General features: G+C 43.5%; 17 protein-coding genes. 9 read left to right on the forward strand and 8 right to left on the reverse strand.

Translation table 11 applies throughout. The features are described from left to right. Positions 1-5: 5 nt before the first annotated feature. The 3 genes from cydC to trxB form a co-directional block, all read right to left on the reverse strand. Positions 6-1766: a heme ABC transporter ATP-binding protein/permease CydC gene (gene cydC / locus WDV75_RS07925; protein ID WP_273558321.1), complete on the reverse strand. Its 1761-nt coding sequence runs from the start codon at positions 1764-1766 to the stop codon at positions 6-8. A 2-nt stretch (positions 1767-1768) separates the two neighbouring features. After that, on the reverse strand, positions 1769-3538 hold the full coding sequence (cydD, locus tag WDV75_RS07930) for a heme ABC transporter permease/ATP-binding protein CydD (RefSeq protein ID WP_273558320.1): 1770 nt from the start codon (positions 3536-3538) through the stop codon (positions 1769-1771). A 103-nt stretch (positions 3539-3641) separates the two neighbouring features. Continuing rightward, positions 3642-4601, reverse strand: coding sequence for a thioredoxin-disulfide reductase (gene trxB / locus WDV75_RS07935; RefSeq protein WP_273558319.1), 960 nt, complete (start codon positions 4599-4601; stop codon positions 3642-3644). A gap of 851 nt (positions 4602-5452) precedes the next feature. On the opposite strand from trxB, the gene lrp reads away from it, so the two are divergent. From lrp to serS, 5 genes are all read left to right on the forward strand, one after another. Then, complete coding sequence (gene lrp / locus WDV75_RS07940) at positions 5453-5947, forward strand: leucine-responsive transcriptional regulator Lrp (protein WP_004256338.1); 495 nt, start codon at positions 5453-5455, stop codon at positions 5945-5947. Between the two features lie 243 nt (positions 5948-6190). Next, positions 6191-9538, forward strand: coding sequence for a DNA translocase FtsK 4TM domain-containing protein (locus WDV75_RS07945; RefSeq protein WP_422399066.1), 3348 nt, complete (start codon positions 6191-6193; stop codon positions 9536-9538). A 72-nt stretch (positions 9539-9610) separates the two neighbouring features. Then, positions 9611-10222 (forward strand): outer membrane lipoprotein chaperone LolA, encoded by a 612-nt coding sequence (gene lolA / locus WDV75_RS07950; RefSeq protein WP_273557274.1) that lies wholly within the window; start codon positions 9611-9613, stop codon positions 10220-10222. 7 nt (positions 10223-10229) lie between these two features. Further along, positions 10230-11573, forward strand: coding sequence for a replication-associated recombination protein A (locus WDV75_RS07955; protein WP_273557275.1), 1344 nt, complete (start codon positions 10230-10232; stop codon positions 11571-11573). Between the two features lie 216 nt (positions 11574-11789). Beyond that, positions 11790-13079, forward strand: coding sequence for a serine--tRNA ligase (gene serS, locus WDV75_RS07960; RefSeq protein WP_273557276.1), 1290 nt, complete (start codon positions 11790-11792; stop codon positions 13077-13079). Positions 13080-13238: 159 nt separating this feature from the next. Here serS and WDV75_RS07965 read toward each other — a convergent pair whose 3' ends face one another. The 5 genes from WDV75_RS07965 to ycaO all read right to left on the reverse strand — a co-directional run bounded on the left by WDV75_RS07965 (position 13239) and on the right by ycaO (position 20853). Then, the gene (locus tag WDV75_RS07965; RefSeq protein WP_273557277.1) at positions 13239-14054 is read right to left on the reverse strand and encodes a BPSS1780 family membrane protein; all 816 of its coding nucleotides are present in this window, start codon (positions 14052-14054) and stop codon (positions 13239-13241) included. 595 nt (positions 14055-14649) lie between these two features. Then, entirely contained in the window at positions 14650-15390 is a 741-nt protein-coding gene (gene pflA / locus WDV75_RS07970; RefSeq protein ID WP_189758502.1) for a pyruvate formate lyase 1-activating protein, read from the reverse strand. Positions 15391-15469: 79 nt separating this feature from the next. Then, positions 15470-17752: a formate C-acetyltransferase gene (gene pflB / locus WDV75_RS07975; RefSeq protein ID WP_273557278.1), complete on the reverse strand. Its 2283-nt coding sequence runs from the start codon at positions 17750-17752 to the stop codon at positions 15470-15472. Positions 17753-17806: 54 nt separating this feature from the next. Continuing rightward, positions 17807-18664, reverse strand: coding sequence for a formate transporter FocA (focA, locus tag WDV75_RS07980; RefSeq protein WP_273557279.1), 858 nt, complete (start codon positions 18662-18664; stop codon positions 17807-17809). Positions 18665-19089: 425 nt separating this feature from the next. Further along, complete coding sequence (gene ycaO, locus WDV75_RS07985; protein ID WP_273557280.1) at positions 19090-20853, reverse strand: 30S ribosomal protein S12 methylthiotransferase accessory factor YcaO; 1764 nt, start codon at positions 20851-20853, stop codon at positions 19090-19092. Between the two features lie 147 nt (positions 20854-21000). Here ycaO and ansB point away from each other — a divergent pair, with 147 nt between their 5' ends. The 4 genes from ansB to cmk all read left to right on the forward strand — a co-directional run bounded on the left by ansB (position 21001) and on the right by cmk (position 25922). Then, positions 21001-22044: an L-asparaginase 2 gene (gene ansB, locus WDV75_RS07990; RefSeq protein WP_273557281.1), complete on the forward strand. Its 1044-nt coding sequence runs from the start codon at positions 21001-21003 to the stop codon at positions 22042-22044. 531 nt (positions 22045-22575) lie between these two features. Continuing rightward, positions 22576-23664: a 3-phosphoserine/phosphohydroxythreonine transaminase gene (gene serC / locus WDV75_RS07995; protein WP_273557283.1), complete on the forward strand. Its 1089-nt coding sequence runs from the start codon at positions 22576-22578 to the stop codon at positions 23662-23664. 90 nt (positions 23665-23754) lie between these two features. Further along, on the forward strand, positions 23755-25062 hold the full coding sequence (gene aroA / locus WDV75_RS08000) for a 3-phosphoshikimate 1-carboxyvinyltransferase (protein ID WP_273557285.1): 1308 nt from the start codon (positions 23755-23757) through the stop codon (positions 25060-25062). Positions 25063-25235: 173 nt separating this feature from the next. After that, positions 25236-25922 carry a (d)CMP kinase gene (cmk, locus tag WDV75_RS08005; RefSeq protein WP_273557286.1) on the forward strand — a complete coding sequence of 229 codons (687 nt, stop codon included), beginning with the start codon at positions 25236-25238 and terminating at the stop codon, positions 25920-25922. Positions 25923-26035 lie beyond the last annotated feature (113 nt).

Consider the following 26035-nt stretch of genomic DNA (forward strand, 5'->3'; position numbering starts at 1 on the left):
TTGAATCACCTTTGCTCAGGATAGCTCTGTAGCTGATAAAATTGTTGCCGCTGGTAAAATTGATAGTAACGCCCTTGTTGAGCCAGTAGCGCATTATGCTGACCTTGCTCGATAATACGTCCTCCATCCATAACGCAGATTTGATCCATGAATTGCAAGCCAGTGAGGCGATGGGTAACGATAATCAAAGTCTTATGCTGACAACTATGGTGTAGCAGCGACAGAATTTGCTGTTCTGTATCTGCATCGAGTCCTTCAGTTGGCTCATCCAGCAGCATTAAAGGGGCATTGTGCAATAATGCTCTGGCAATACCCAAACGACGCTGTTCTCCACCGGAAAGCTGACGCCCGCCTTCACCCATCCAACAGTTTAGCTTTTTATCAGTGTCTAGCAAGTGCCCTAAACCTACTTGTTGCAGTACGGTTGTTATTTCATCGTCACCAGCATCTGGTTTTGCCAATAAGAGATTTTCACGCAAAGTATGGCTAAAGACATGTATCCGCTGGGGAACGATAGACATCATTGAACGTAATGTTGACTCATCATAATGGGAGATAGAGTGCTGATTAAGTTGAATTTCACCGCTATTGACATCCCAGGCACGCGTCAATAATTGCAAAAGCGTGGATTTACCACATCCTGTTTTTCCCAGTAAAGCAATATGTTCACCTGATGTCAGGGACAGAGAGATATTTTTCAATACTGGCTGTGGCTGGCCTGGATAGGTGAAATCAACATTTTTTATTTCAAGGCTTATCTCGCTATTTGCTTGCGGTCCATGAGAAGGGAAGGTGACTTCCGGTTTTTGGTGCATCAACTGAGAAACCCGAGTTGCAGATGCAATGACTTGCCCCATGTGCTGGAATGCCATGCTGACTGGTCCAAGTGCTTCAAACGCAGCAAGAGTGCAGAATGTAAACAGTGCGATCAATGCACCTGCCTGACTATTTTCTCCCACACCTGCCGCCGCTAGCCACAGTATCAGCGTCACTGTCATACCGGTGGAAAAAATCATGATAGCTTGTGAAAGGCCGGTCAAACTGGCTTGTTTTTGCTGGCTTTTCAACCAGTCATTTTCAATCTCTGCCATGGATTGACGAAAGCGTTTGAGTGCGCCAAACACGCTTAATTCAGCTTGCCCCTGTAAGGCGCTGGTAAGTAATGTACGATATTGGCCGCGTTGTTGAGTAATGTTTCTGCCATAAGGTTTTCCTGCGTGATAAAACACATAAGGTAATATCAGCAACATCCCTAACATAATACCGCCAATAGTATAGGCGAGGGGGGTATCAAGGAAGCTCAGGCCAAAGGTTAGAGTGAGAATGACGACGAATGCGGCGAGGACAGGGGAAATAACCCGCAGATACAAGTGATCCAATGTTTCGACATCCGCAACAAGCCTATTTAACAACTCACCTTGACGAAAACGAGCAATACCGCCAGGAGAAAGAGGGAGTATTTTTTGAAACGCAAAAACACGTAAATGTGCTAATACCCGGAATGTAGCATCATGGCTGACCAGCCGTTCACCATAACGACCAGCAGTACGAAAAATGGCCGCCCCGCGAACACCGGCGGCAGGCAGCATATAGTTGAATGTATATAACCCCGCGAACCCAGCCAGGGCTGTGCCAGCAAGGAACCAACCAGAGAGTGTTAGCAATCCAATACTGGCTAGCAGCGTCACAATCGCCAATACCATACCTAAGCTGATGAGAAACCAATGGCGGCGGTAGAGTGCGAGAAATGGGAGTAATACACGCATGATTAAAGCTCCACACTACGGTGAGATAACAGACGAGAAAATACACCTTGAGACTGGCTTAAAGTTTGATAATCACCTTGTTCGATAAGCAATCCATTTTCCATTACCCAAATCTGGTCATATGATAGTGTTTCTTCTAGCAAGTGAGTGACCAATAATGTGGTTTGTTGATGCGAGGCCTGATTTAAAGCCATCATCACACGCTGTTCGCTATGGGCATCAAGACTGGCGGCGGGTTCGTCTAAGAGCAATAATTGGCAAGGATTTAACAATGCTCGTGCTACCGCAATCCGCTGGGCTTGTCCGACAGACAGACGAGCAGCGTTGTCACCTATCACCGTATTGATGCCATCTGGAAGGTCGTTAATAAACTCACTGACATAAGCCCGTTCCATCACATCACGGAGTTGTGCTTGCGTTGCGTCATATTGGCCAAGACGAATATTGTCGAGCAGAGTCTGTTCTGGCAGGTATGGGTTTTGTCCAACCCAACTTAAGCGTTCACGCCATTTAGCGAGACTGAGTTCACGCAACTCAATGCCATTGATTTTCAAGGAGCCATGATAAGGCAAGAATCCCAGCAATACATTGATCAACGAACTTTTGCCCGCCCCACTTTTTCCAACCAGAGCAATCCGCTGACGCTTATCAATGGTAAAATGCAAAGGACCAGCAAGACGATGTCCATCGTGAGACATAATTTCCAGTTCTCTGGCCTCAATGGTAACGGGTTCATTATCTGATAATGTTTTCTCACCGCTACTTGCTGCCTGTTCTCCATCGCTGCTAAGTAAGGTGAAGAGCGATTCTGCCGCGCCGACTGCCTGGGCTTTGGCGTGATAAAACGTACCTAAATCGCGCAGTGGTTGAAAAAACTCAGGTGCCAGGATTAACGCAAGGAAACCGGCAAACAACGTAACCCCCACACCATAGCTACCAAAGTGCAATTCTCCCAAATAGGAAAAACCAAAATAAACAGCAACAACGGCAATGGAGATTGCGGCAAAAAATTCTAAAACCGCCGAAGATAAAAATGCCATGCGCAGAACTTCCATCGTTCTGCGGCGAAAACTTTCTGTTGACTCGGTGATTTGTTCAACTTCCGCTTCTCCTCGATGGAACAGGCGTAAAGTTTCCAAACCCCGTAAACGATCGAGAAAATTACCGCTTAAACGGCTGAGGGCAACAAAATTGCGCCGATTGGCATCTGCGGCGCCTAACCCCACCAATGCCATAAATAGCGGAATCAATGGCGCGGTTACAAATAAAATCAATCCTGCGGCCCAATTAATTGGAAATACAGTAACCAGGATTAAGATAGGGATCATGGTAGCAAGAGCAATTTGCGGTAGATAGCGAGAATAGAAATCCTGCATGTCTTCTATCTGCTCCAGGATAATGGTTGCCCAACTGCCGGCGGGTTTCCCCTTAACCCACATAGGGCCTAGTTGTTCAAGTTTATCCAATACCATATTGCGAATTTGTTGGCGTACAACTTTGCCACAAATAAATCCGACACGTTCCCGAACGGCATTGACAATCGCCCGTAATGTAAAAGTTGCAGCCAACATGAGAAATTGGTCAATAAGGTTTTCACGGGGAACATTGTCCATAATCAGGGCTTGCAGAATTGTCGCCAAGAGCCAGGCTTGGGAAATAATCAGCAATCCACTGATTAAGCCAAGCAGCATTGATAAACGAAGCCACCGACGGGCAGGTGCAGTTTGCTGTTTTAGCCATCGAACAAGTTCAGATTGTCTTGTTTTGTCCATAAGAAAAATTTCTGATTAGCGGGTGATGATACGGAATATCAAAACAAGCTGTATGTTACCTGTTAAAAAGCGCTACCGGAATAGCGCTTTAGGGAAAGATAGATTATTTGGTTGCCAGCCCGTCAAGGAAACGTTCGGCATCCAGTGCCGCCATACAGCCTGTACCTGCTGAGGTGATGGCCTGGCGATACACATGATCCATAACATCTCCAGCGGCAAAGATACCTGGAATAGAAGTCTGGGTGGCATTACCATGCAAGCCAGATTGGACTTTGATATAGCCGTTTTCCAGTTCCAGTTGACCGTCAAAGATACCCGTGTTTGGACTATGGCCGATGGCAATGAAAACGCCGGTAACATCCAGTTCTTCGGTATTATCACTTTTCGTATCACGAATGCGGATGCCTGTCACACCCATATCATCACCCAGAACTTCATCCAACGTACGATCAGTATGCAGAATAATGTTGCCGTTCTTCACTTTTTCCATCATACGGTCAATCAGGATTTTCTCTGAACGGAAAGTATCACGGCGGTGAATCAAATGTACTTCAGAGGCAATGTTTGCCAAATACAGTGCTTCTTCAACGGCAGTATTGCCTCCACCGACTACGGCAACCTTTTGTTTGCGATAGAAAAATCCATCACATGTTGCACAAGCTGATACACCACGGCCTTTGAAAGCTTCTTCCGAAGGCAATCCGAGATAACGGGCTGAAGCACCTGTCGCGATGATTAAAGCATCGCAGGTATATTCTTGATCATCACCAAATAAGCGGAATGGTCTATTTGAGAAATCAACTTTCTGAATATGATCAGAAATAATTTCTGTTTGAAATTTTTCGGCGTGTTGGAACATGCGCTCCATCAAGCCAGGGCCAGTCAGCCCTTCAGGATCGCCGGGCCAGTTTTCAACCTCAGTCGTGGTGGTCAATTGGCCGCCTTTTTCAACCCCAGTAATGAGGACGGGATTTAGGTTAGCGCGGGCTGCATACACAGCAGCGGTATAACCAGCAGGACCTGAGCCAAGAATGATAAGTTTACTGTGTTTGGCTGTGCTCATGAATACCTCATTTCCATTATCGCATATTGCAGATTTGGGGGATTGTAGGAGAAATAATAAGTTAAAAAAAGCGATTATCAGATAAAATATTCATGTTATTAACGATTTTACCGATAGATAGTAACTATGATGTAATCGTATTGTAAGAAATGATTGTTTAACTTTCTGAATTGAACGCCATTTATACATATGAGACATAAAACAAGCTATCGAAACGATTTACTGAAAATTTATTTGGTAGGTTGTTCTGATTTTTGTTCATTTACTTTGACAATCGGCTGTGCATTTGCGAAAACATCTGTGTAAGAGATAATTATCTCTCTTGCTAATCAATTGTTTCTATAAAATAGACAAACTAGTGTGGGTGATTTTCTCATAGAATATAAAAATTGCCGTTAAGCTGTTTCTGAAAAACCTAGTGTTTTAGGAGCTAGTATCTTGAGAGATAGTGTTCTGGGAAATGATGTTTCTGAGAGACAAAGTTCTGGTAATCGTGTCGTATTCCTAATGGATTTCAAGTTGTAGTGCGGCGGCAAGGGAACAAAACCTCAAGCGCATAGAAACTAATATAAGTGATGAGTGGCTGATATATGAGTAACTGAGTGATTGGGGTGAGTGAGCACAGCTAACATAGCAGCAACTTGGAAAGCAAAAGGGATAATTAATCGAATTCTGGGAGATAATGGTCTGGGAAATTGTATTCTGGAAGATTGTTTCTAGAGTTGTAGTAGTCCTTAAACCTTGGTTACAGATTAAGCGTTAACCTTTGAAGACATCTTTTCCAGCTCAACTGGTTGAAAGAGATAGGGAAAATGTTTTAGGTGTAGGAATATTAAAGAGAGAGCAATAAGATGATAGATAATAAAAAGCGTCCAGGAAAAGATCTTGATCGTATAGATCGTAATATCCTTAACGAGTTGCAAAAAGATGGCCGTATTTCTAACGTGGAATTATCCAAGAGAGTTGGTTTGTCACCAACCCCTTGCCTGGAGCGTGTGCGTCGTTTAGAGCGTCAGGGTTTTATCTCTGGCTATACGGCTTTGCTGAATCCTCATTATTTGGATGCATCATTGCTGGTATTTGTTGAAATTACGCTGAACCGCGGTGCAGCAGATGTATTTGAACAATTCAATACTGCTGTTCAGAAACTAGAAGAAATCCAAGAATGTCATTTAGTTTCTGGTGATTTTGACTACTTGCTGAAAACACGCGTGCCAGATATGTCTGCATATCGTAAATTGCTCGGAGAAACTCTGTTACGTCTTCCTGGTGTTAATGACACCCGTACTTATGTTGTAATGGAAGAAGTGAAGCAGAGTAATCGTTTAGTGATTAAGACTCGTTAAGCTTTCATCTAAAATGTACAGATGCAAAACAGGAAAAACTTAGGTACACTCCTGTTTATGCATACAGTTTCAACGCTGAGCTCCCCTCAGCGTTGTTCCGTTTAATCAACAGAAAAACCTGGAGAGCCTTTCTTGAACCAGGAATATACAGAAGACAAACGTGTTAAGTTAAAGAAGATAAGCAGTGGCCGCCGGCTTCTGGAAGCCGTTCTGTTGGTTATTGCTATCTGTGCTGTGTACTTGATGGTAGTGCTTATCAGCTTTAATCCATCTGATCCCAGTTGGTCACAGACATCATGGCATGAACCCGTCCACAATTGGGGTGGCAGTGTTGGTGCTTGGTTATCTGACACGCTATTCTCGGCATTTGGTATTCTTGCCTATGCAGTCCCGCCGTTTATGTTGTTAGGTTGTTGGAATGCTTTCCGTCAGAAAGATAGGCAAGAGTACATTGATTTCTTCACACTTGCATTACGTGTCATTGGTGCTTTGGCCCTGATACTGACATCATGTGGTTTGGCTGCTCTCAATATTGATGATTTAAATGATTTTGCTGCTGGTGGCGTCATTGGCAATTTGTTCGGCAATGCGATTCTGCCTTGGTTTAACATCCTGGGAGCAACTTTGGCTCTGCTTGGTATGTGGGGCGTTGGGTTCACATTGTTTACCGGATGGTCATGGCTTACGATTGCAGAAAAAATTGGTGCAGTGATTCTGGATTCGCTGAGTTTTGTCGTCAATCGTGGTCGCAATAATGCTGAATATGATGAAAATGATTTAGAAAATACGTTAGCTTCCGAACGCTCAGCCAGTGAACAAAAACATGCGGAGCAGGCAGATAAACATGAAATGGTTATATCTACTGAAACGCTAGATGAAGATGATGTATTACTGACAGCTCCAACGTTAGCCGAATTAGCTGATACAGATTCAGCGTTACAGCCTGCATCAACCTCGCCAGCATTGGATCAACTTCAGGAACAAGAACCTGTTCACTATTCTTTTGAATTGCCAGATGATGACCAATCAGATACAAATCCACAATCCGATGACTTTTCTCAGGCTATTTCAAATCTATCCACAAACAGTTCTGCTGGCACGAATACGCATTTACAAGATGATAATGTAACAGATACGTTTACTCTTCCTGCAAAGGATAATGTCAATTTAAAAGATGCGGCAACGGATATCGCGACCTCTGCGGTTGTGACGAAAAATCCACAGATTAAACAAGGTATTGGGCCTGAAATGCCACGCCCTAATCCTGTAAGGATCCCAACCCGTCGCGAATTGTATGGTATTAAAGTGCCTTCTCACCGTTTGGCAGAGCACATGCAACGGAAAGAAAAAGAGAGGCAGAATGAGCAGGTTGCAGAAGCTAATGAACAGCGAATGGATGCCCAACAGCAAGACATGTTGCGTCAGCAATTCCTCAAGCAGCAACGTGAGCGCTATGGTGCTGATTTTGAGGAAGGAAACAGAGAGTCAGAGTCTCGTGAAGCAAGTACGCTGATACATAAGCAACCAGTGGTAGCTGATGAGCCTACAAAAAATAGCGTAGATAAGCAGACCATAGACGAACAAATAGTAAACGAACAGCCCATAATCGATGAACAAAAAGCGCAGGAAGAAGCGTTGCGGATAGCATTTGAGCAACAGCAACGTGAACGTTACCAACTAAATCAACCTGAGCCTGCTGAATTTGTATTTATGCCAACAGAGCCACTGAATCAACAAGTTCAGGAAAAAAATATAGCGACTCCTCTTGATTCTCATGAATCGAGAGATCAGCATATTTTTGCGCAGCAACCGCAGCAACCGCAGCAACCGCAGCAACCGCAGCAACCGCAGCAACCGCAGCAACCGCAGCAACCGCAGCAACCGCAGCAACCGCAGCAACCGCAGCAACCGCAGCAACCGCAGCAACCGCAGCAACCGCAGCAACCGCAGCAACCGCAGCAACCGCAGCAACCGCAGCAACCGCAGCAACCGCAGCAACCGCAGCAACCGCAGCAACCGCAGCAACCGCAGCAACCGCAGCAACCGCAGCAAGATAGCTTGTTCCATCCATTTTTGATACGCAATGATCAGCCATTGCCAAAACCAACGACGCCGATGCCTTCTTTGGATCTTTTGGCCGAACCACCGGCGGAAGAAGAACCGGTTGATATGTTTGCGCTTGAGCAAACCTCGCGTCTAATTGAAGCGCGTTTGAATGATTATCGCGTTAAAGCGGATGTTGTTGGATTCTCTCCAGGGCCTGTCATTACACGATTTGAATTAGATTTAGCGCCTGGGGTCAAAGCTTCGCGTATTTCTAACTTAGCACGTGATCTTGCTCGTTCACTTTCAGCGGTAGCGGTTCGTATTGTGGAAGTTATTCCGGGCAGACCTTATGTTGGTTTGGAATTACCCAATAAAAAACGCCAAACAGTTTATCTGCGGGAAGTTTTGGACTGTGAGAAATTCCGTGATAACCCTTCACCGTTAACTATCGTCTTAGGAAAAGACATTGCAGGACAGCCAGTTGTGGCTGACTTGGGTAAGATGCCTCACTTACTGGTAGCAGGAACGACAGGTTCGGGTAAATCGGTAGGGGTCAATGCGATGATCCTCAGTATTCTGTATAAAGCGAAACCAGAGGATGTTCGCTTTATTATGATTGATCCGAAAATGCTTGAGTTATCGGTTTACGAGGGCATTCCACATTTATTGACCGAAGTTGTCACTGATATGAAAGATGCAGCCAATGCATTGCGTTGGTGCGTAAATGAAATGGAGCGACGTTATAAGCTGATGTCAGCTTTAGGAGTGCGCAACATTGCGGGCTATAACGACAAGATTAAGCAAGCCGAAAATATGGGGCGACCGATCCCTGATCCGTTCTGGAAACCAGGTGACAGTATGGATGTAACGCATCCTATGCTGAAAAAAGAGCCTTATATCGTTGTTATGGTTGATGAATTTGCTGATTTAATGATGACGGTTGGGAAAAAGGTGGAAGAATTAATTGCACGTTTGGCTCAGAAAGCACGGGCGGCAGGTATCCACTTAGTATTGGCAACTCAGCGTCCTTCTGTTGATATTATCACCGGACTGATTAAGGCCAATATTCCGACACGCATTGCATTTACAGTATCCAGTAAAATAGATTCCCGTACCATTCTTGATCAAGGTGGTGCAGAATCATTGCTTGGTATGGGGGACATGCTTTATTTGGCACCAAACTCTTCCATTCCTGTACGTGTTCATGGAGCATTTGTGCGCGATCAAGAAGTGCATGAAGTTGTGAATGACTGGAAAGCTCGTGGCCGCCCTCAATATATAGACAGCATTGTCAAAGGGGGAGAAGAGAATGAAGGCAGTATGGGCTTTGATAGCGATGAAGAGCTCGATCCCCTGTTTGATCAAGCGGTTGAATTTGTGGTCGAAAAGCGTCGTGTCTCTATTTCGGGCGTGCAACGTCAATTTCGGATTGGATATAACCGCGCAGCCCGGATTGTCGAACAAATGGAAGCACAACAGATAGTGAGTGCTCCTGGGCATAATGGCAATCGTGAAGTTTTGGCACCTCCGCCCCATGAACATTAATTATCGCTGTGAAATGTAAACCGTATCGGCAATTGATGGCTGATAATAAAACGAATTGAAGGTATCTCGCACATGAAAAAACTGATGTTGATTGGTTGTCTGATGATGGGTGTGAGCATAGGTTCTGCTTGGGCTGATGCGACGCAGGATCTGCAAGGGCGTTTGGGAAAAGTGAATAGTTTTCATGCCAGTTTTACTCAAACAGTGACTAGCAATGAGGGTTCAACGATCCAAAAAGGGGAAGGGGAGCTTTGGATCAAACGCCCTAATTTGTTTAACTGGCATATGACGTCACCTGATGAGAGTGTTTTGGTTTCTGACGGTAAGACACTGTGGTTTTATAATCCTTTTGTTGAACAGGTGACAGCGAACTGGTTAAAAGAAGCAACGGGAAATACGCCATTTATGCTGATTGCGCGTAATGATCCTGCTGACTGGAAACAGTACAAGGTTATGCAAAACGGTAATAGCTTTGAGCTGACGCCTCGTAATGCCAATGGCAATTTAAAACATTTTTCAATTACCGTGACACCGGATGGAACAATCCAAAAATTTACTGCTGTTGAACAGGATGGGCAAAAAAGTGCTTACCAATTGAAAGGGCAGCAAAATGTCAACGTGGGTGCGGAAAAATTCAAATTCACCGTACCGGAAGGTGTCACGCTGGATGATCAACGCCAGTGAGGTTTAAGTGAACACTCTTTCTCTCGATTTTTCACAAAATGAATTTCAGCCACTGGCCGCAAGAATGCGGCCAGTCACATTAGATCAGTATATCGGCCAGCAACACTTACTGGCAGAAGGAAAACCTTTGCCGCGCGCAATCCAGGCAGGTCATCTTCATTCTATGATTTTATGGGGACCGCCCGGAACAGGAAAAACAACACTGGCTGAAATTATTGGTTATTACGCACAAGCTGATATTGAACGTATTTCGGCAGTCACTTCTGGCATAAAAGAAATTCGTGAATCCATAGAAAGAGCACGACAAAATCGCAACGCAGGGCGCAGAACGATTTTATTTGTTGATGAAGTTCATCGATTTAATAAAAGTCAGCAGGATGCGTTTTTACCACATATTGAAGACGGTACTATCACATTTATTGGTGCAACCACTGAAAATCCTTCCTTCGAATTAAATTCAGCTTTGTTGTCACGGGCTCGTGTCTATTTATTGAAATCACTTTCGACGGCAGAAATTGAACAAGTGCTTATTCAGGCCATTAATGATACTGAGCGTGGCGTTGGCGGGCAACATATTGTATTACCAGATAATACTCGCCAAATGATAGCAGAGCTTGTGGCGGGAGACGCACGCCGTTCACTGAATTTGCTGGAAATGATGGCGGACATGGCAGAAACCAATGCGCAAGGGCAGCGGGTTTTGACGCCGGAATTACTGAAAGAAGTGAGCGGGGAAAGGAGTGCCAGGTTTGATAATAAAGGTGACCGATATTACGATTTAATTTCTGCTTTGCATAAATCAATCCGTGGTTCAGCACCTGATGCAGCGCTTTATTGGTACGCCCGAATTATTACCGCAGGCGGTGATCCCCTTTATGTTGCCCGTCGGTTATTGGCTATCGCTTCTGAAGATGTGGGTAATGCTGATCCACGTGCAATGCAGATCGCTATTGCTGCATGGGATTGTTTTACGCGTGTAGGAGCGGCTGAAGGCGAAAGAGCGATCGCACAGGCAATTGTTTATCTTGCTTGTGCACCGAAAAGTAATGCTGTTTATACCGCATTCAAGGCAGCTATGGCGGATGCGCAAAACAAACCAGATTATGATGTTCCTGCTCATTTGCGTAATGCCCCGACTAAGCTGATGAAGGAAATTGGGTTTGGTGACGAGTATCGCTATGCCCATGATGAAGCGAATGCATATGCCGCCGGTGAAGTCTATTTTCCACCAGAAATGCAACAAACACGTTATTATTACCCGAGTGCCAGAGGGCTGGAAGGTAAGATAGGTGAAAAGTTAAACTGGCTTCTGGAACAGGATCAAAATAGCCCAATAAAACGCTATCGTTAATTTTCCTGATACGGTAAGGTTTATACGCATTAAACTTCAAGTTGCAATTTACAACACGATATGAAATTTGATGCCTCCCTGCTTTGCAGGGAGGCATCACACGCATCTTGAAGTTAGATTGGTTTATATCCAACAATGCTAAATTACAGCGAAAAGCTGTAGTTTTTGACAATTTTTCAATAACCATTTTTCAATAACAACAAGCACAGGACTAGCATGCTCGATCCAAATATACTGCGTAATGAGCTAGACGCAGTCGCCGAAAAACTGGCTCGCAGGGGTTATACCCTTGATGTGGAGATGCTGCGCAAATTAGAAGAGCGCCGCAAAGTTTTACAAGTTGAAACTGAAACCCTGCAAGCAGAACGTAATTCCCGATCGAAGGCTATTGGTGCAGCGAAAGCGCGTGGTGAAGATATTGAACCACTGCGTCAGGAAGTGAATCAATTGGGAGAAAAATTGGATTCAGCAAAAGCTGAACTGGACACTTTACAAGCTGAGATCCGTAGTATCGCATTAAGTATGCCGAACATTCCTGATGATTCTTCTCCTGACGGAAAAGATGACAGTGATAACCTGGAAGTGAGTCGTTGGGGTGAACCACGCCAATATGACTTTGAAATCAAAGACCATGTATCGCTGGGTGAACTGACGGGTGGCCTTGATTTTGCGGCTGCAGTTAAATTGACTGGCTCACGTTTTGTTGTAATGAAAGGGCAGATTGCTCGTCTGCACCGTGCCATCACCCAGTTCATGCTAGATCTGCATACAGAGCAGCATGGCTATCTGGAAACTTACGTCCCTTATCTGGTTAACCATGATTCTTTATATGGTACAGGTCAGTTACCTAAGTTTGGTGAAGATCTGTTCCATACCAGACCATTGGAAGAAGAATCTGGCAGCCATTATGCTTTGATTCCAACCGCGGAAGTTCCGGTCACTAACTTAGTGCGTGATGAAATTTTGGATGAAAGCGTATTGCCATTGAAGATGACAGCGCATACACCTTGCTTCCGTTCTGAAGCAGGTTCTTATGGCCGTGATACCCGTGGCCTTATCCGTATGCACCAGTTTGATAAAGTTGAGTTGATTCAGGTTGTTCATCCAGAAAAATCCATGGAAGCCCTGGAAGAATTGACAGGACACGCTGAGAAAGTATTACAGTTACTGAATCTTCCTTACCGTAAGATGCTGCTGTGCACGGGTGATATGGGGGCAAGCGCAAGAAAAACTTACGATTTGGAAGTTTGGCTACCAGCGCAAAATACTTACCGTGAAATTTCCTCTTGTTCTAACACGTGGGATTTTCAGGCTCGTCGTATGCAAGCGCGTTTCCGTGGTAAAGATGACAAGAAAACTCAGTTGGTACATACACTGAATGGTTCTGGTCTTGCGGTGGGCCGTACTCTGGTTGCTGTGATGGAAAACTATCAGCAAGCGGATGGCCGTATTGAAATTCCAGAAGTATTGCGTCCTTACATGAATGGATTGGAATACATTGGCTAATACCATTTATTCTTAATAAAAAAGCGCCAAATGTGGCGCTTTTTGCATATATACCAATCTAACTTCAAGATGCGCGTGATTTCTTCCCGCAAAACGGGGGGAGAAATCACGTTTCATATCGTGTTGTAAATTGCAACTTGAAGTTTAATGCGTATATATTTAACTGATTAAGTGAGATTTTGTCTCTTGGGTTTCCGGTGCATAAAAAATACTGCGATAAGTGGTATAATAAGTTGCCATATACATAGGTAAAGTAACAAGCAAACCTAAACCAAGTGGAATTGCCGAAATAAACGTCAGAATGCTCATCAGTAAGAAGAACAGGAAACCACCAAGCAGGTTTTTCTTTACTGCATTCAAGCTCATTGATATTGCTTCGCCGAATTTTAAACCATTAATGATAATCAGGGCTGGAGCAAACCAACTAAATGCAAGAGAAACGATGCTAAAGAACAGAACCACCAAGAATGCCAGCATTAAACTAGAAAAACTACCCACGAATAGCATCGGATCTGGATCTTGTCCTGCCAAAAGTATTTGAAATAGGCTTGCTCCTCCAAGTATAAACGCAGCAATGATACCAAGTACATTTATGCCGAGGGCAAGCGCACCAACAGCAACTAATGAGCCAAGCTTATTTTTAAACCCATAGAAAAGTAATTCTATATCAGAATCACCCGTTGTTCGTTGTTTTTCACTGACAACAATAAATCCAGCAATAAATACTGGACCAAACAGCGCTGCGGCAATACTGATGATAGGCATGAATTGCAAGGCTAGTATTATAGCAAAATAGATTAAGGTTAGTAGTATCCATTTCATTGGCTTTGCTTTAAACATTTCCCAGGCATTACCAATCCATTCTGTTGCTGTCCCAGCTTTTACAGCACGCCCACTTGGAATGAATGTATCTTTTTCCTTGCTCAGAGAGACGCTATTCTCTCCTGAATTGAGATTCATATCTTGAGTATCCATATTTTTCCGATTTATTTTACTGAATAGCAATTACTGAATTGATTTTTCTCTATTTCTATTTCATTAACATAATTAGTCATAGAAAGCGGAAGGATTATCATATAAAAATTATTAATCAACAAGTATTGATTTTAAGTCTTATGGGTGGAGAAAGAGATGCTTCTATCGGTAATAATGAATATGTGCGGTTTGTTTTGTTAATTATACTGATGTGATTTTGGCTTAATTTCCTAATTTATCTTTACATAAAGTAAATGATTTTATTTTTGGTATCAGATATTGTGTGTTTTTAGAATAAAATATTTCACTCATTATGAGTATACCAATCTAACTTCAAGAGGCGTGTGATTTCTCCCCGTGTTGTAAATTACAACTTGAAGTTTAAATAGCGTTTCAAAATAATAGGAGTATTCCTTACCCCGCGCGGGGTAAGTAACTCCAACATCTGATACTCTCAGTATTATGAAAACCTATTTAATGCGTATAACTTGTTCTGATTTAAAGTTATGTTGATCATATCAGGTATATCCAGTCTGATATGATCAAAGTTTGCAATAATTAATAGAGGGAACAAGCAATGTAAGAGGGAATGAATCTAATAGATCACGTGGTGCCCATAACTTCTTAAAATATCTTTTATCCTCTCCATTGTTTCTTTTGGAGGAGGTTTAACACCTTCCAGTTTATAGTCCTCACCCATGGCAATCCATTTATGCTTACCCAGTTCGTGATAAGGTAATAACTCTATTTTTTCAATATTTTTCATATCCTTGGTGAATTCACCAAGTAAACGAACGGATTGATCGTCATCAGACCAACCGGGAACAACAACATAACGGATCCAGGTTTTTTGGTTACGTTTTGCCAGATAACGTGCAAATTCGAGAGTCCGATGATTGGACACACCAATTAATTTTTGGTGAATATCATCATTAAGCTGTTTTAAATCCAGCATAACCAAATCGGTAGCATCCAATAATTCATCGATCACCGGATCATAACGGCGAACAAAGCCATTAGTATCCAGGCAGGTATGGATGCCCTCTTCATGACAAGCCCTGAACCAGTCACGAACAAATTCAGCCTGAAGAATGGCTTCACCACCGGAAGCGGTGACTCCACCCCCTGAAGCATTCATAAAATGGCGATAGGTCGTTGCTTCTTTTATTAATTCTTCAACGGTTACGGTTTTTCCGCCATGGGTATCCCAAGTATCGCGGTTATGGCAATAGAGGCAGCGCATCAGGCAACCCTGGAAAAACGCGATAAAGCGAATACCGGGACCATCTACGGTTCCGCAAGATTCAAAAGAATGGATACGGCCAAGTACGGACATGAAAGGACTTCTCCAAAACTAGCAAGCTAATAAAGGCCCCAAGATTAAAGGAGCCTTTATTATCTGTCATTTTTAATAATTACATGGTTTGGGTAAATGTACGGGTGATAACGTCCCGTTGCTGTTCTTTAGTCAAAGAATTAAACCGCACAGCATAACCCGATACGCGAATAGTCAATTGCGGATATTTCTCAGGGTTCTCCATAGCATCCAACAGCATTTCGCGGTTCATCACGTTAATGTTCAGATGCTGACCACCTTCGATATCTGCTTCGTGATGGAAATAACCATCCATCAGGCCCGCCAGATTTGCTTTACGGACTTCATCATCTTTACCCAGCGCATTCGGTACGATAGAGAAAGTGTATGAAATACCATCTTTGGCATAGGCAAATGGTAGTTTCGCCACCGAAGTTAATGAAGCAACCGCCCCTTTTTGATCACGGCCGTGCATTGGATTAGCACCTGGTCCGAATGGCGCGCCAGCCCGACGTCCATCAGGAGTATTCCCCGTTTTTTTGCCATAAACCACGTTTGAGGTAATGGTCAATACAGACTGGGTTGGAACTGCATTGCGGTATGTTTGCAGCTTCTGAATTTTCTTCATAAAGCGTTCAACCAGATCACACGCGATATCATCGACCCGCGGATCGTTGTTACCGAATTGTGGGTATTCACCTTCAATGTTGAAATCAATCGCCAGGCCATCTTCATCGCGGATTGGGGAAACTTTCGCATATTTAATGGCAGATAATGAGTCAGCGGCAACGGACAGACCGGCGATACCACACGCCATGGTACGGTATACATCACGATCGTGCAGTGCCATTAATGAAGCTTCATAGCTGTATTTGTCATGCATGTAGTGGATAATATTCAGGGCAGTGACATACTGTTTTGCCAGCCAATCCATGAAGTGATCCATACGCGCCATAACCTTGTCATAATCCAGCACCGCGTCTTTCATTGGTTCTTCTTTCGGGCCAACTTGCATTTTCATTTTTTCATCTACACCGCCGTTGATGGCATATAGCATGGTTTTTGCAAGGTTTGCGCGGGCACCGAAGAACTGCATTTGTTTACCAACCACCATTGGGCTGACACAGCACGCGATAGCGTAATCATCGCTGTCGAAGTCAGGACGCATCAGATCGTCATTTTCATATTGCAGGGAAGAAGTATCGATCGAGACTTTTGCTGCGAACTTTTTAAAGTTAATAGGCAGTTTTTCAGACCACAGAATGGTCATGTTAGGCTCTGGGGATGGTCCCATGGTGTATAGCGTATGCAGGAAACGGAAACTGTTCTTGGTGACCAGAGTACGGCCATCCAAACCCATACCCGCCAGCGATTCAGTTGCCCAAATGGGGTCACCAGAGAACAGCTCATCATATTCTGGAGTACGCAGGAAACGCACCATACGCAGTTTCATGACCAAATGGTCTATCAGTTCTTGGGCTTGTTGTTCAGTCAACTTACCCGCTTGAATATCACGTTCAATGTAGATATCCAGGAAGGTAGAAACACGCCCAAAGGACATTGCAGCACCGTTTTGGGATTTCACGGCTGCCAGATAAGCAAAATAAGTCCATTGTACGGCTTCTTTGGCATTGGTAGCGGGGCTAGCAATATCATAGCCATATTTAGCCGCCATCTCTTTGATTTGACCAAGAGCACGATGCTGTTCGGCAAGTTCTTCGCGCAGGCGAATGGTTGCTTCCAAATCTTCGCCATTTTCCAGGTTTTCCTGTAGGGAAGTGAATTGAGCAAATTTCTCATCACGCAGGAAATCAATACCATACAAGGCAACGCGACGGTAATCGCCGATGATGCGTCCACGGCCATAGGCATCAGGCAAGCCAGTTAATACACCAGATTTACGGCATTTCAGGATATCGGGGGTGTAAACATCAAATACCCCTTGATTATGAGTCTTACGATACTCAGTGAAAATTTGTTTCAGTTTTGGGTCTAGTTCGCGGTTATAGGCTTTACAAGAACCTTCAACCATTTTAATGCCACCAAATGGAATAATGGCACGTTTCAGTGGCGCTTCGGTTTGTAGACCAACAATTTGTTCCAGATCTTTTTCAATATAACCTGCATCATGAGAGGTAATTGTAGACGCAATGTCAGTATCAAAATCTAGCGGTGCATGGGTGCGGTTTTCGATTTTGATACCTTCCATGACTTTTTCCCACAAAGCGTCTGTTGCTTTTGTGGCACCCGCAAGGAATGATTCATCTCCTTCATATGGGGTGTAGTTTTTTTGGATGAAATCACGGACGTTGACTTCATTCTGCCAGCTACCCTCGTTAAAGCCTTGCCATGCTACTGAGAATTTTTCGTTTAACTCGGACATGATACTTCTACCTTTTAACAGTGGAACTTTTAAGAAACTTGACTTGGCGGCGAATTAATGTTTTTTGCTGCCACGTAAATAAATCAACCAATAAGTCAACCCAACCAATATCGCACCACCAATAACGTTACCTATCGTGACAGGGATCAGGTTATCGGTAATAAAGCTTGAAACATTAAGTTGTGGAAATCGTTCAGGGGTTGTCCCTGTTTTCAGCCAAAATTCATCTGGTGCGAAGTTTTTGATAATGATCCCGAATGGAATTAAAAACATGTTAGCGATACTGTGTTCAAAACCGCTGGCGACAAACATGCCAATTGGCAGGATCAACGCGAATAACTTATCTATCAAACTGCGTCCGGCATAGCTCATCCAGACAGCAAGACATACCATCAGATTGGCTAAAATGCCCAGACATACCGCCTCAATAAAGGAGTGGTGCATTTTATGATCGGCTGTCTGCAATACATTTAGTCCCCAAGTACCATTGGCGACAGCATATTGGCCGGAATACCAAACCAAAGCGACGAAAAACAGAGCGCCAATCAGATTACCGATATAAACGTTAATCCAATTTTTGAACATTTGAGACCAGGTAATACGTCCTGTCGCTTTTGCAATGATCGTCAACACGGTGGAAGTAAAGAGATCGACGCCACAAATAACGACCAACATCAAACCAAGGGAAAAACAGATCCCACCCGTTAATTTAGCTAGCCCATAAGGAATGGAAGAGGTCCCTGTTGTTGCCGTAATATAAAAAACAAAAGCAATGGAAATAAATACACCTGCCATGATTGCCGATAAATAAGTCACTGCGGGATGTTTATTGACTTTATATACACCAATGTCATCAGCGATTTGTGCCATTACAGCAGGTGAAAATAAATTGAAAGGGTTGTCAGTTTTCATCCTAACACTCTCTTTATCCTTAATTAATCATAGCACGCATTGATAGTAACAAACGGGGATTGACCTGAATTTGATATGGATCATATTAGACCGAAAGTCTAATGAGATATAGCCGCTTAAATGAGGTGATACGGTATTAATGATATGATTTATAAAGAAAAATATTTTTTAAAATTTATAAGAATATTTTATATAAGCAGTTTTAGCCTTTTAGATCTTAAAAGTAAAATAACAGGCTAAATTGTCATTTATTTGTTATTTCAAAATAAATTATATTTAACCTGTATTTTACTTTTTACGGTTAATAAACAATATACCAACCTAACTTCAAGATGCGTATGATTTCTCCCCCGTGAAGCGGGGAGAAATCAGGTTTCGTATCGTGTTGTAAATTGCAACTTGAAGTTTAATGCATATACAACAGCTTATTTATTGCTCCAAAATTCACGCTTGGCTTTTTGCAATTTTTCATAAGCAGTTAATAATGCTTGATGGGCTGGTAATGCTTTTAATTCTGAATCAACAGACCATAGACCATAGAAGCCGTTTTCTCCGGCAATGGCTGCTGAAGCAGCATCGACAGTGTCTTGACCGTACATTTTTACAAACGCCTGATAATATTGCTCTGGTTGGCGATCTTCTTCTTGAGTTAACAGTAACAGCGTTTGCAGGCAGCGGTAATAGTTCGCTCGCTCAGTGGTGAAAACGGAAGCGTTGAAATCCTGTGTCCATTCCACCCAAATCAAGGCTTGTTCCAAATCTTTGCCTGCCAGTGCCAGCATCGATTTCAATTCACCGATCCGCAGATTGCTCCAACCGTTATCTTTACCCACAGCAATGCCCAATAACTCACGGACACGGGTAAAGTCATCCAAACCTTCATCATCTAACTGTTCGAGAAGAGCCAGATAATCTTCTGGCTGCCATTGACTCTCCGGCAATGCCAGAATGGTATCACGCAGATGAGTTCCCATTATGTTATTGGCAATGTGCAGATCTTCGACAGGATAAATATCTGACATACCAGGAACCAGAATGCGGCAGGCGTAAACACCAAGGTGCTCATAATCAGCGATATAAACTTCAGCATCCAGTTTATTGAAGATCCCCATCAAGGTGGAGAACTCTTCTTCTGTTGTTCCACTGAAATTCCAGTCAGCAAATGCATAGTCCGCATCCTGCTTGAAGAGATCCCAACTGATTACACCGCTCGAATCAATAAAGTGAGTTTCCAGATTGGTATGTTCAGAAACTTCTTCATTATCAAAGCTTGGTGGCGTGAAGACATCCAGATCTTTCAGGCTCCGGCCTTGCAACAGTTCTGTGACTGTGCGCTCCAATGCAACACCAAAATCAGGATGGGCACCAAAGGAGGCAAAACAGGTGCCATTATTAGGATTGAACAGTACAACGCAAATGACCGGGAACTGTCCACCCAGTGAGGCATCGTAACAATAGAGCGGGAAACCTTCCTCCTGCAACTTATTGACTGATTCAACGACGCTTGGGTAGCGATCCATAATATCTTGTGGAATTTCAGGCAGACTGATGCACTCTGCGATAATGCGGTTTTTCACATAGCGCTCAAATACTTCAGATAATCCCTGCACACGTGCTTCGTTCATGGTATTGCCGGCTGACATGCCGTTTGAAACATACAAATTTCCGACAATATTCATTGGAATATAAATCGTTTGATTATCTGACTGGCGAGTAAATGGCAGGGCGCAGATCCCCCGCGCTTCATTGCCAGATTGTAAATCCACTAACTGGCTAGCACAGAGCGCGTTATCTGGATTGTAAAAACGATGCAGACGTTCGTCTAAGATCCCTTCTGGCAGAGAGTCATCTTCTGGCAACGGGAACCATTTTTCATCTGGATAATGAACAAAGTCGCCATTGGCAACGGTATTACCCAGATAAAAATCAGCAAAGAAATAGTTTGTCGATAGACGCTCAAAATACTCACCCAAAGCAGAAGCCAATGCCGCTTTCTTGCTGGCCCCCTTGCCATTGGTAAAGCACAGTGGGCAGTCACGATCGCGAATATGTACTGACCAAACATTCGGAACAGGATTTAGCCATGAGGCTTCTTCAATATTAAAACCAAGAGACTTCAATTTGTGCTGAAAGCGATTAATGGAGTCCTCTAACGCGGCGTCTTTGCCTGGGATATAGGTTTGCGTCATCGTGATTCACTTCAATTTATGTTAAAGGCGCATATCATACGGCGTTTTTTTTATCCGCTCTATCAATTCCCAAAAATTATTGTTAATTAGAGTTTATTTATTCTTGGTTTACATAATAAAATGGCTTTTTTTACAAGAGGTTGAATAATGAAAAAGACTAAAATAACAGCAATAGCTGGTTTTCTGGCTTTAGTTAGCGGTTCTGCTTTCGCTTTGCCAAATGTTACTGTTTTGGCTACAGGGGGCACAATTGCTGGGGGTGGTGAATCTGCAACGCAATCTAGTTATACCGCGGGTAAAGTAGGTATCGATGCTCTGCTGAATGCTGTACCGGCAATTAAAAATATTGCTGATTTGAAAGGTGAGCAGGTCGTCAGCATCGGTTCTCAGGACATGAACGATCAGGTGTGGTTGGCTCTGGCGAAGAAAATCAATGCAGAATGTGACAAAACCGACGGGTTTGTGATCACCCACGGTACTGATACCATGGAAGAAACTGCTTATTTCCTCGATCTGACCACTCAATGCCAGAAGCCTATTGTGATGGTTGGCGCAATGCGTCCATCTACAGCGCTGGGTGCTGACGGTCCGTTGAACCTGTACAACGCCGTGGTTGTTGCTGCGGATAAAAACTCGGCAAACCGTGGTGTCCTGCTTGCCATGAATGATTCCGTTATTCATGGCCGTGATATCAGTAAACTGAGCACAACGGCAGTTCAGGCATTTCAGGCTGTGAATGCTGGTGCACAGGGCTTCGTTCACAATGGCAAAGTGCGTTACTATTCTGCGGCACCAGTAAAAGCGAATAAAGAAGTTTTTGATGTGAGCACACTGGATAAATTGCCAAAAGTTGGCATCGTTTATAACTACTCCAATGCGTCTGACTTGCCAGCAAAAGCTTTCGTTGAAAATGGCTATCAAGGCATTGTCAGCGCCGGTGTAGGTAACGGTAACATCTATAAGTCCATTTTTGACACATTAGCTAAAGCGGCCAAAGAAGGTGTTGTTGTTGTTCGTTCCAGCCGTATTCCTTTCGGCTACACTACCCAAAATGCAGAAGTTAACGACAGCAAATATGGCTTTGTGGCTTCAGAGCGTTTGAACCCGCAGAAAGCGCGCGTTCTTCTGCAATTAGCTCTGACGCAAACTTCTGATGTAGAAAAAATTCAGGAAATGTTTAGTAAGTATTAATTCCTGATTGAAATATAAAAAGGCGCATTAAATGCGCCTTTTTATATTCTTTTTTTATCCGTGATTTTTGGATAAATTATCTGTTAAGTGACTTTTTATTCTTTGGCTTTATATCGAAATTAATTTATTTTTAACTTTACGGGGTTTTGTAAGGTAATTATTTTCAGATGTATACTTTTTCCCCATTATTAACATCCTAATCGCCTTTCTTACCTTTGGTATTAAATAAAATTGATATTATCCAGGTTACCTTTCCTGACTTTTCGCTATTTTGATTATATGCATTAAACTTCAAGTTGCAATTTACAACACTATATGAAACGTGATTTTACCCCGCGGAACGGGGGAGAAATCACACGTATCTTGAAGTTAGATTGGTATATAATTCATTGCGTTATTTATAATAAGAAGGTCTATCAGAAAGTGATACTGTCGTTTGTAACAAATGTTTAATAATTATTGCAGTGGCAGGGCGAGAATGATAAAACCAATGCGTCCGATTTTATTGTATCCATTGATAGGGTGAAGTTAATGAGTCAGGTATATAATTTCAGCGCTGGCCCAGCTATGTTGCCAGCGGAAGTGTTACGACGTGCAGAGCAGGAACTTTGCAACTGGCACGGCTTGGGGACATCTGTGATGGAAATTAGTCACCGCAGCAAAGAATTTGTGGCTGTTGCGGCAGAAGCAGAAAAAGACCTCCGAGATTTATTAGCCATACCTGAGAATTACAAGGTGCTGTTTTGTCACGGCGGTGCTCGTGGGCAATTTTCGGCGTTACCACTGAACTTACTGGGTGATAAATCGACAGCAGATTATATCGTCAGTGGTTACTGGTCTGAATGTGCAGCGAAAGAAGCAGAAAAATATTGCACGCCAAACATCATTGATATCAGAACAGAAACAAACGACGTCAAAAGCGTGAAGCCGATGAGTGAATGGGCTTTGAGCAGTGATGCTGCCTATGTCCATTATTGTCCTAATGAAACGATTGAAGGCGTTGCCATTTTTGAAGAGCCTGATTTCGGCGATGATAAAATTGTCATTGCCGATTACTCTTCAACCATTCTCTCTGCACCCATTGATGTTAGCCGTTATGGTGTTATTTATGCTGGGGCACAAAAAAATATCGGGCCAGCAGGGATTACCGTCGTCATTATCCGTGAAGATCTGCTGGGTAAAGCACACCCACATACACCATCTATTTGGGATTATACTGTGCAGGTTCAATACGACTCTATGTATAACACGCCACCGACATTTGCATGGTATCTGTCTGGCATGGTATTCAAGTGGTTGAAAGAGCAGGGAGGGTTACAAGAGATCAGTAAACGTAATCATGCTAAAGCCAAACACCTTTATCATGCCGTTGATAACAGTAAGTTGTATATCAACCGTGTCGCTCCTCAAAACCGTTCTATCATGAATGTTCCTTTCCAACTGGCTAACCCCGCATTAGATGGTCAGTTTTTGGAAGAAGCCTATGCACACGGGCTACATGCATTGAAAGGGCACAAAGTTGCGGGTGGCGCTCGTGCTTCGATTTATAATGCTATGCCTTATGAAGGCGTAAACGCATTGGTTGAATTTATGGCTGATTTTGAACGCCGCAACGCATAATTTTTACCGTCGGGAGGGATAACGCCTCCCGATCTCAAAATCCTCGATCTATCCTAAAAACTAAAATCATATCTGGAGATTCCTCTCTTTATGCAATCCCTGACGTTACAACCTATTTCCCATATTAATGGGACAATTAATTTGCCTGGTTCTAAGAGCGTTTCTAACCGCGCTTTGTTACTCGCTGCACTTGCTAAGGGAACAACCCGATTAACCAATTTATTGGACAGCGATGATATCCGGTACATGCTTAACGCTCTGGCTGCATTGGGTATTTCCTATCGTCTCTCTGACAATCGGACTGTCTGTGAAGTAGATGGTATTGGAGGCCGTATCACGGGCAAAAGTGATATTGAACTGTTTTTGGGCAATGCCGGTACAGCAATGCGCCCATTGGCCGCGGCTCTATGTTTAGGGGACAGCAGTTTAGGAGACAGCGGCATAAATGTAGTGTTGACCGGCGAACCGCGGATGAAAGAACGTCCAATTGGTCATTTGGTCGATGCATTGCGTCAAGGTGGGGCAGAAATTGATTATCTTGAACAGGAAAATTACCCGCCTTTGCATATCAAAGGGGGATTTCTAGGCGGAAAAGTCACCGTTGATGGCACTGTTTCCAGCCAGTTTCTGACCGCTTTGTTGATGGCAGCACCATTGGCAAAAAATGATACGGAAATCCACATACAGGGTGATTTGGTCTCTAAACCTTATATTGATATTACATTGGCACTGATGAAAAGTTTTGGTGTAACAGTAGACAATGAACAATATCAGGTTTTTCACATTAAAGGTCAGCAACAATACTTGTCTCCGGGGCAGTATCTGGTAGAAGGCGATGCTTCATCGGCATCTTATTTTCTGGCAGCAGCGGCAATTAAAGGCGGAACCGTTCGTGTCACGGGCATTGGCAGAAATAGCCTGCAAGGGGATACCCAATTTGCCAATGTATTGGAACAGATGGGAGCAACGATTCGGTGGGGGGACGATTTTGTTGAATGCGAGCGTGGTACATTGACGGGCATTGATATGGATATGAATGCTATTCCTGACGCAGCAATGACAATTGCGACAACGGCGTTATTTGCACAGGGAGAAACCGTTATCCGCAATATCTACAATTGGCGGGTAAAAGAAACCGATCGACTAAATGCGATGGCAACCGAATTGAGAAAAATAGGCGCCGAAGTGGAAGAGGGACATGATTATATTCGAATTTCTCCGCCAGAAAAGCTCAATCATGCTGAAATTGCGACCTATAATGATCACCGCATTGCGATGTGTTTCTCGTTGGTAGCCCTGTCGGATACTCCAGTTACTATCCTTGATCCAGGCTGTACAGCAAAGACATTCCCAGACTATTTCAATCAGCTCGAAAAGCTCAGCCAATACGTAAAGTAGAGAGAGACGCAAAAGTCGGTAGGGATAGAAATAAAAATGGGCTTTGCCTGTTTCTCTCATCTGCTGAGCGCGTATAATAGGACCGGTTTTTATTGCTTGCTAATTAAGCAATTTTTTGCATTCGGTAAATGACCTGTCTGTTATACGAATGTTATGCGAAAAGGAGGATAATGATGGCGGCGATAGCCCCAGTAATAACCGTTGATGGGCCAAGTGGTGCTGGCAAGGGAACACTATGTCAGGCATTGGCTGAAGCGTTAGATTGGCAGTTGCTTGATTCAGGCGCCATTTATCGTGTATTGGCACTGGCTGCCATCCATCATCAGGTGGGTATCCAGTCTGAAGACGCACTGGTTCCTCTGGCTGCAAATCTGGATGTTCGTTTTTTGCCTGCAAATGGCAAACTCCGCGTCATTCTGGAAGGCGAAGATGTCAGCAATGAAATTCGTACCGAAACTGTTGGAAATACGGCTTCGCAAGCGGCAACATTCCCACGTGTCCGTGAAGCACTTTTACGTCGGCAGCGGGCTTTCCGCATTGCGCCTGGGCTGATAGCTGATGGCCGTGATATGGGAACAGTTGTCTTTCCTGACGCGCCAGTGAAAATATTTCTTGATGCAAGTGCGGAAGAACGCGCCCGCAGACGTATGTTGCAGTTGCAGGAGAGAGGTTTTAGTGTTAACTTTGAAAATCTTTTGTCCGAGATACAAGAACGGGACTTCCGCGATCGCAATCGGGCTGTTGCGCCCTTAGTGCCTGCACAAGATGCATTGATCCTGGATTCGACCAGTATGTCTATCGAAGAAGTGATTGATAAAGCACTGGTTTATGTGAAAAACGCGCTGGAAATACCCGCATAATCGTTAATTTTCGCAAATAGACTATTGCAGTCGCGTATCAAGAAGATGTATATAGAATTCTAGTGTATTGGTAGTGAAATATTCTGGTACACTAAAACACCTTGTAACAGGGA

The organism is Xenorhabdus griffiniae (assembly GCF_037265215.1).
Taxonomy (GTDB): Bacteria; Pseudomonadota; Gammaproteobacteria; order Enterobacterales; family Enterobacteriaceae; genus Xenorhabdus; species Xenorhabdus griffiniae.

Coding starts and splice junctions, on each gene's coding strand:
- cydC (WP_273558321.1), bottom strand. CDS start 1,766: ATGCGTGTATTACTCCCATTTCTCGCACTCTACCGCCGCCATTGGTTT.
- cydD (WP_273558320.1), bottom strand. CDS start 3,538: ATGGACAAAACAAGACAATCTGAACTTGTTCGATGGCTAAAACAGCAA.
- trxB (WP_273558319.1), bottom strand. CDS start 4,601: ATGAGCACAGCCAAACACAGTAAACTTATCATTCTTGGCTCAGGTCCT.
- lrp (WP_004256338.1), top strand. CDS start 5,453: ATGATAGATAATAAAAAGCGTCCAGGAAAAGATCTTGATCGTATAGAT.
- WDV75_RS07945 (WP_422399066.1), top strand. CDS start 6,191: ATGGTAGTGCTTATCAGCTTTAATCCATCTGATCCCAGTTGGTCACAG.
- lolA (WP_273557274.1), top strand. CDS start 9,611: ATGAAAAAACTGATGTTGATTGGTTGTCTGATGATGGGTGTGAGCATA.
- serS (WP_273557276.1), top strand. CDS start 11,790: ATGCTCGATCCAAATATACTGCGTAATGAGCTAGACGCAGTCGCCGAA.
- WDV75_RS07965 (WP_273557277.1), bottom strand. CDS start 14,054: ATGGATACTCAAGATATGAATCTCAATTCAGGAGAGAATAGCGTCTCT.
- pflA (WP_189758502.1), bottom strand. CDS start 15,390: ATGTCCGTACTTGGCCGTATCCATTCTTTTGAATCTTGCGGAACCGTA.
- pflB (WP_273557278.1), bottom strand. CDS start 17,752: ATGTCCGAGTTAAACGAAAAATTCTCAGTAGCATGGCAAGGCTTTAAC.
- focA (WP_273557279.1), bottom strand. CDS start 18,664: ATGAAAACTGACAACCCTTTCAATTTATTTTCACCTGCTGTAATGGCA.
- ycaO (WP_273557280.1), bottom strand. CDS start 20,853: ATGACGCAAACCTATATCCCAGGCAAAGACGCCGCGTTAGAGGACTCC.
- ansB (WP_273557281.1), top strand. CDS start 21,001: ATGAAAAAGACTAAAATAACAGCAATAGCTGGTTTTCTGGCTTTAGTT.
- serC (WP_273557283.1), top strand. CDS start 22,576: ATGAGTCAGGTATATAATTTCAGCGCTGGCCCAGCTATGTTGCCAGCG.
- aroA (WP_273557285.1), top strand. CDS start 23,755: ATGCAATCCCTGACGTTACAACCTATTTCCCATATTAATGGGACAATT.
- cmk (WP_273557286.1), top strand. CDS start 25,236: ATGGCGGCGATAGCCCCAGTAATAACCGTTGATGGGCCAAGTGGTGCT.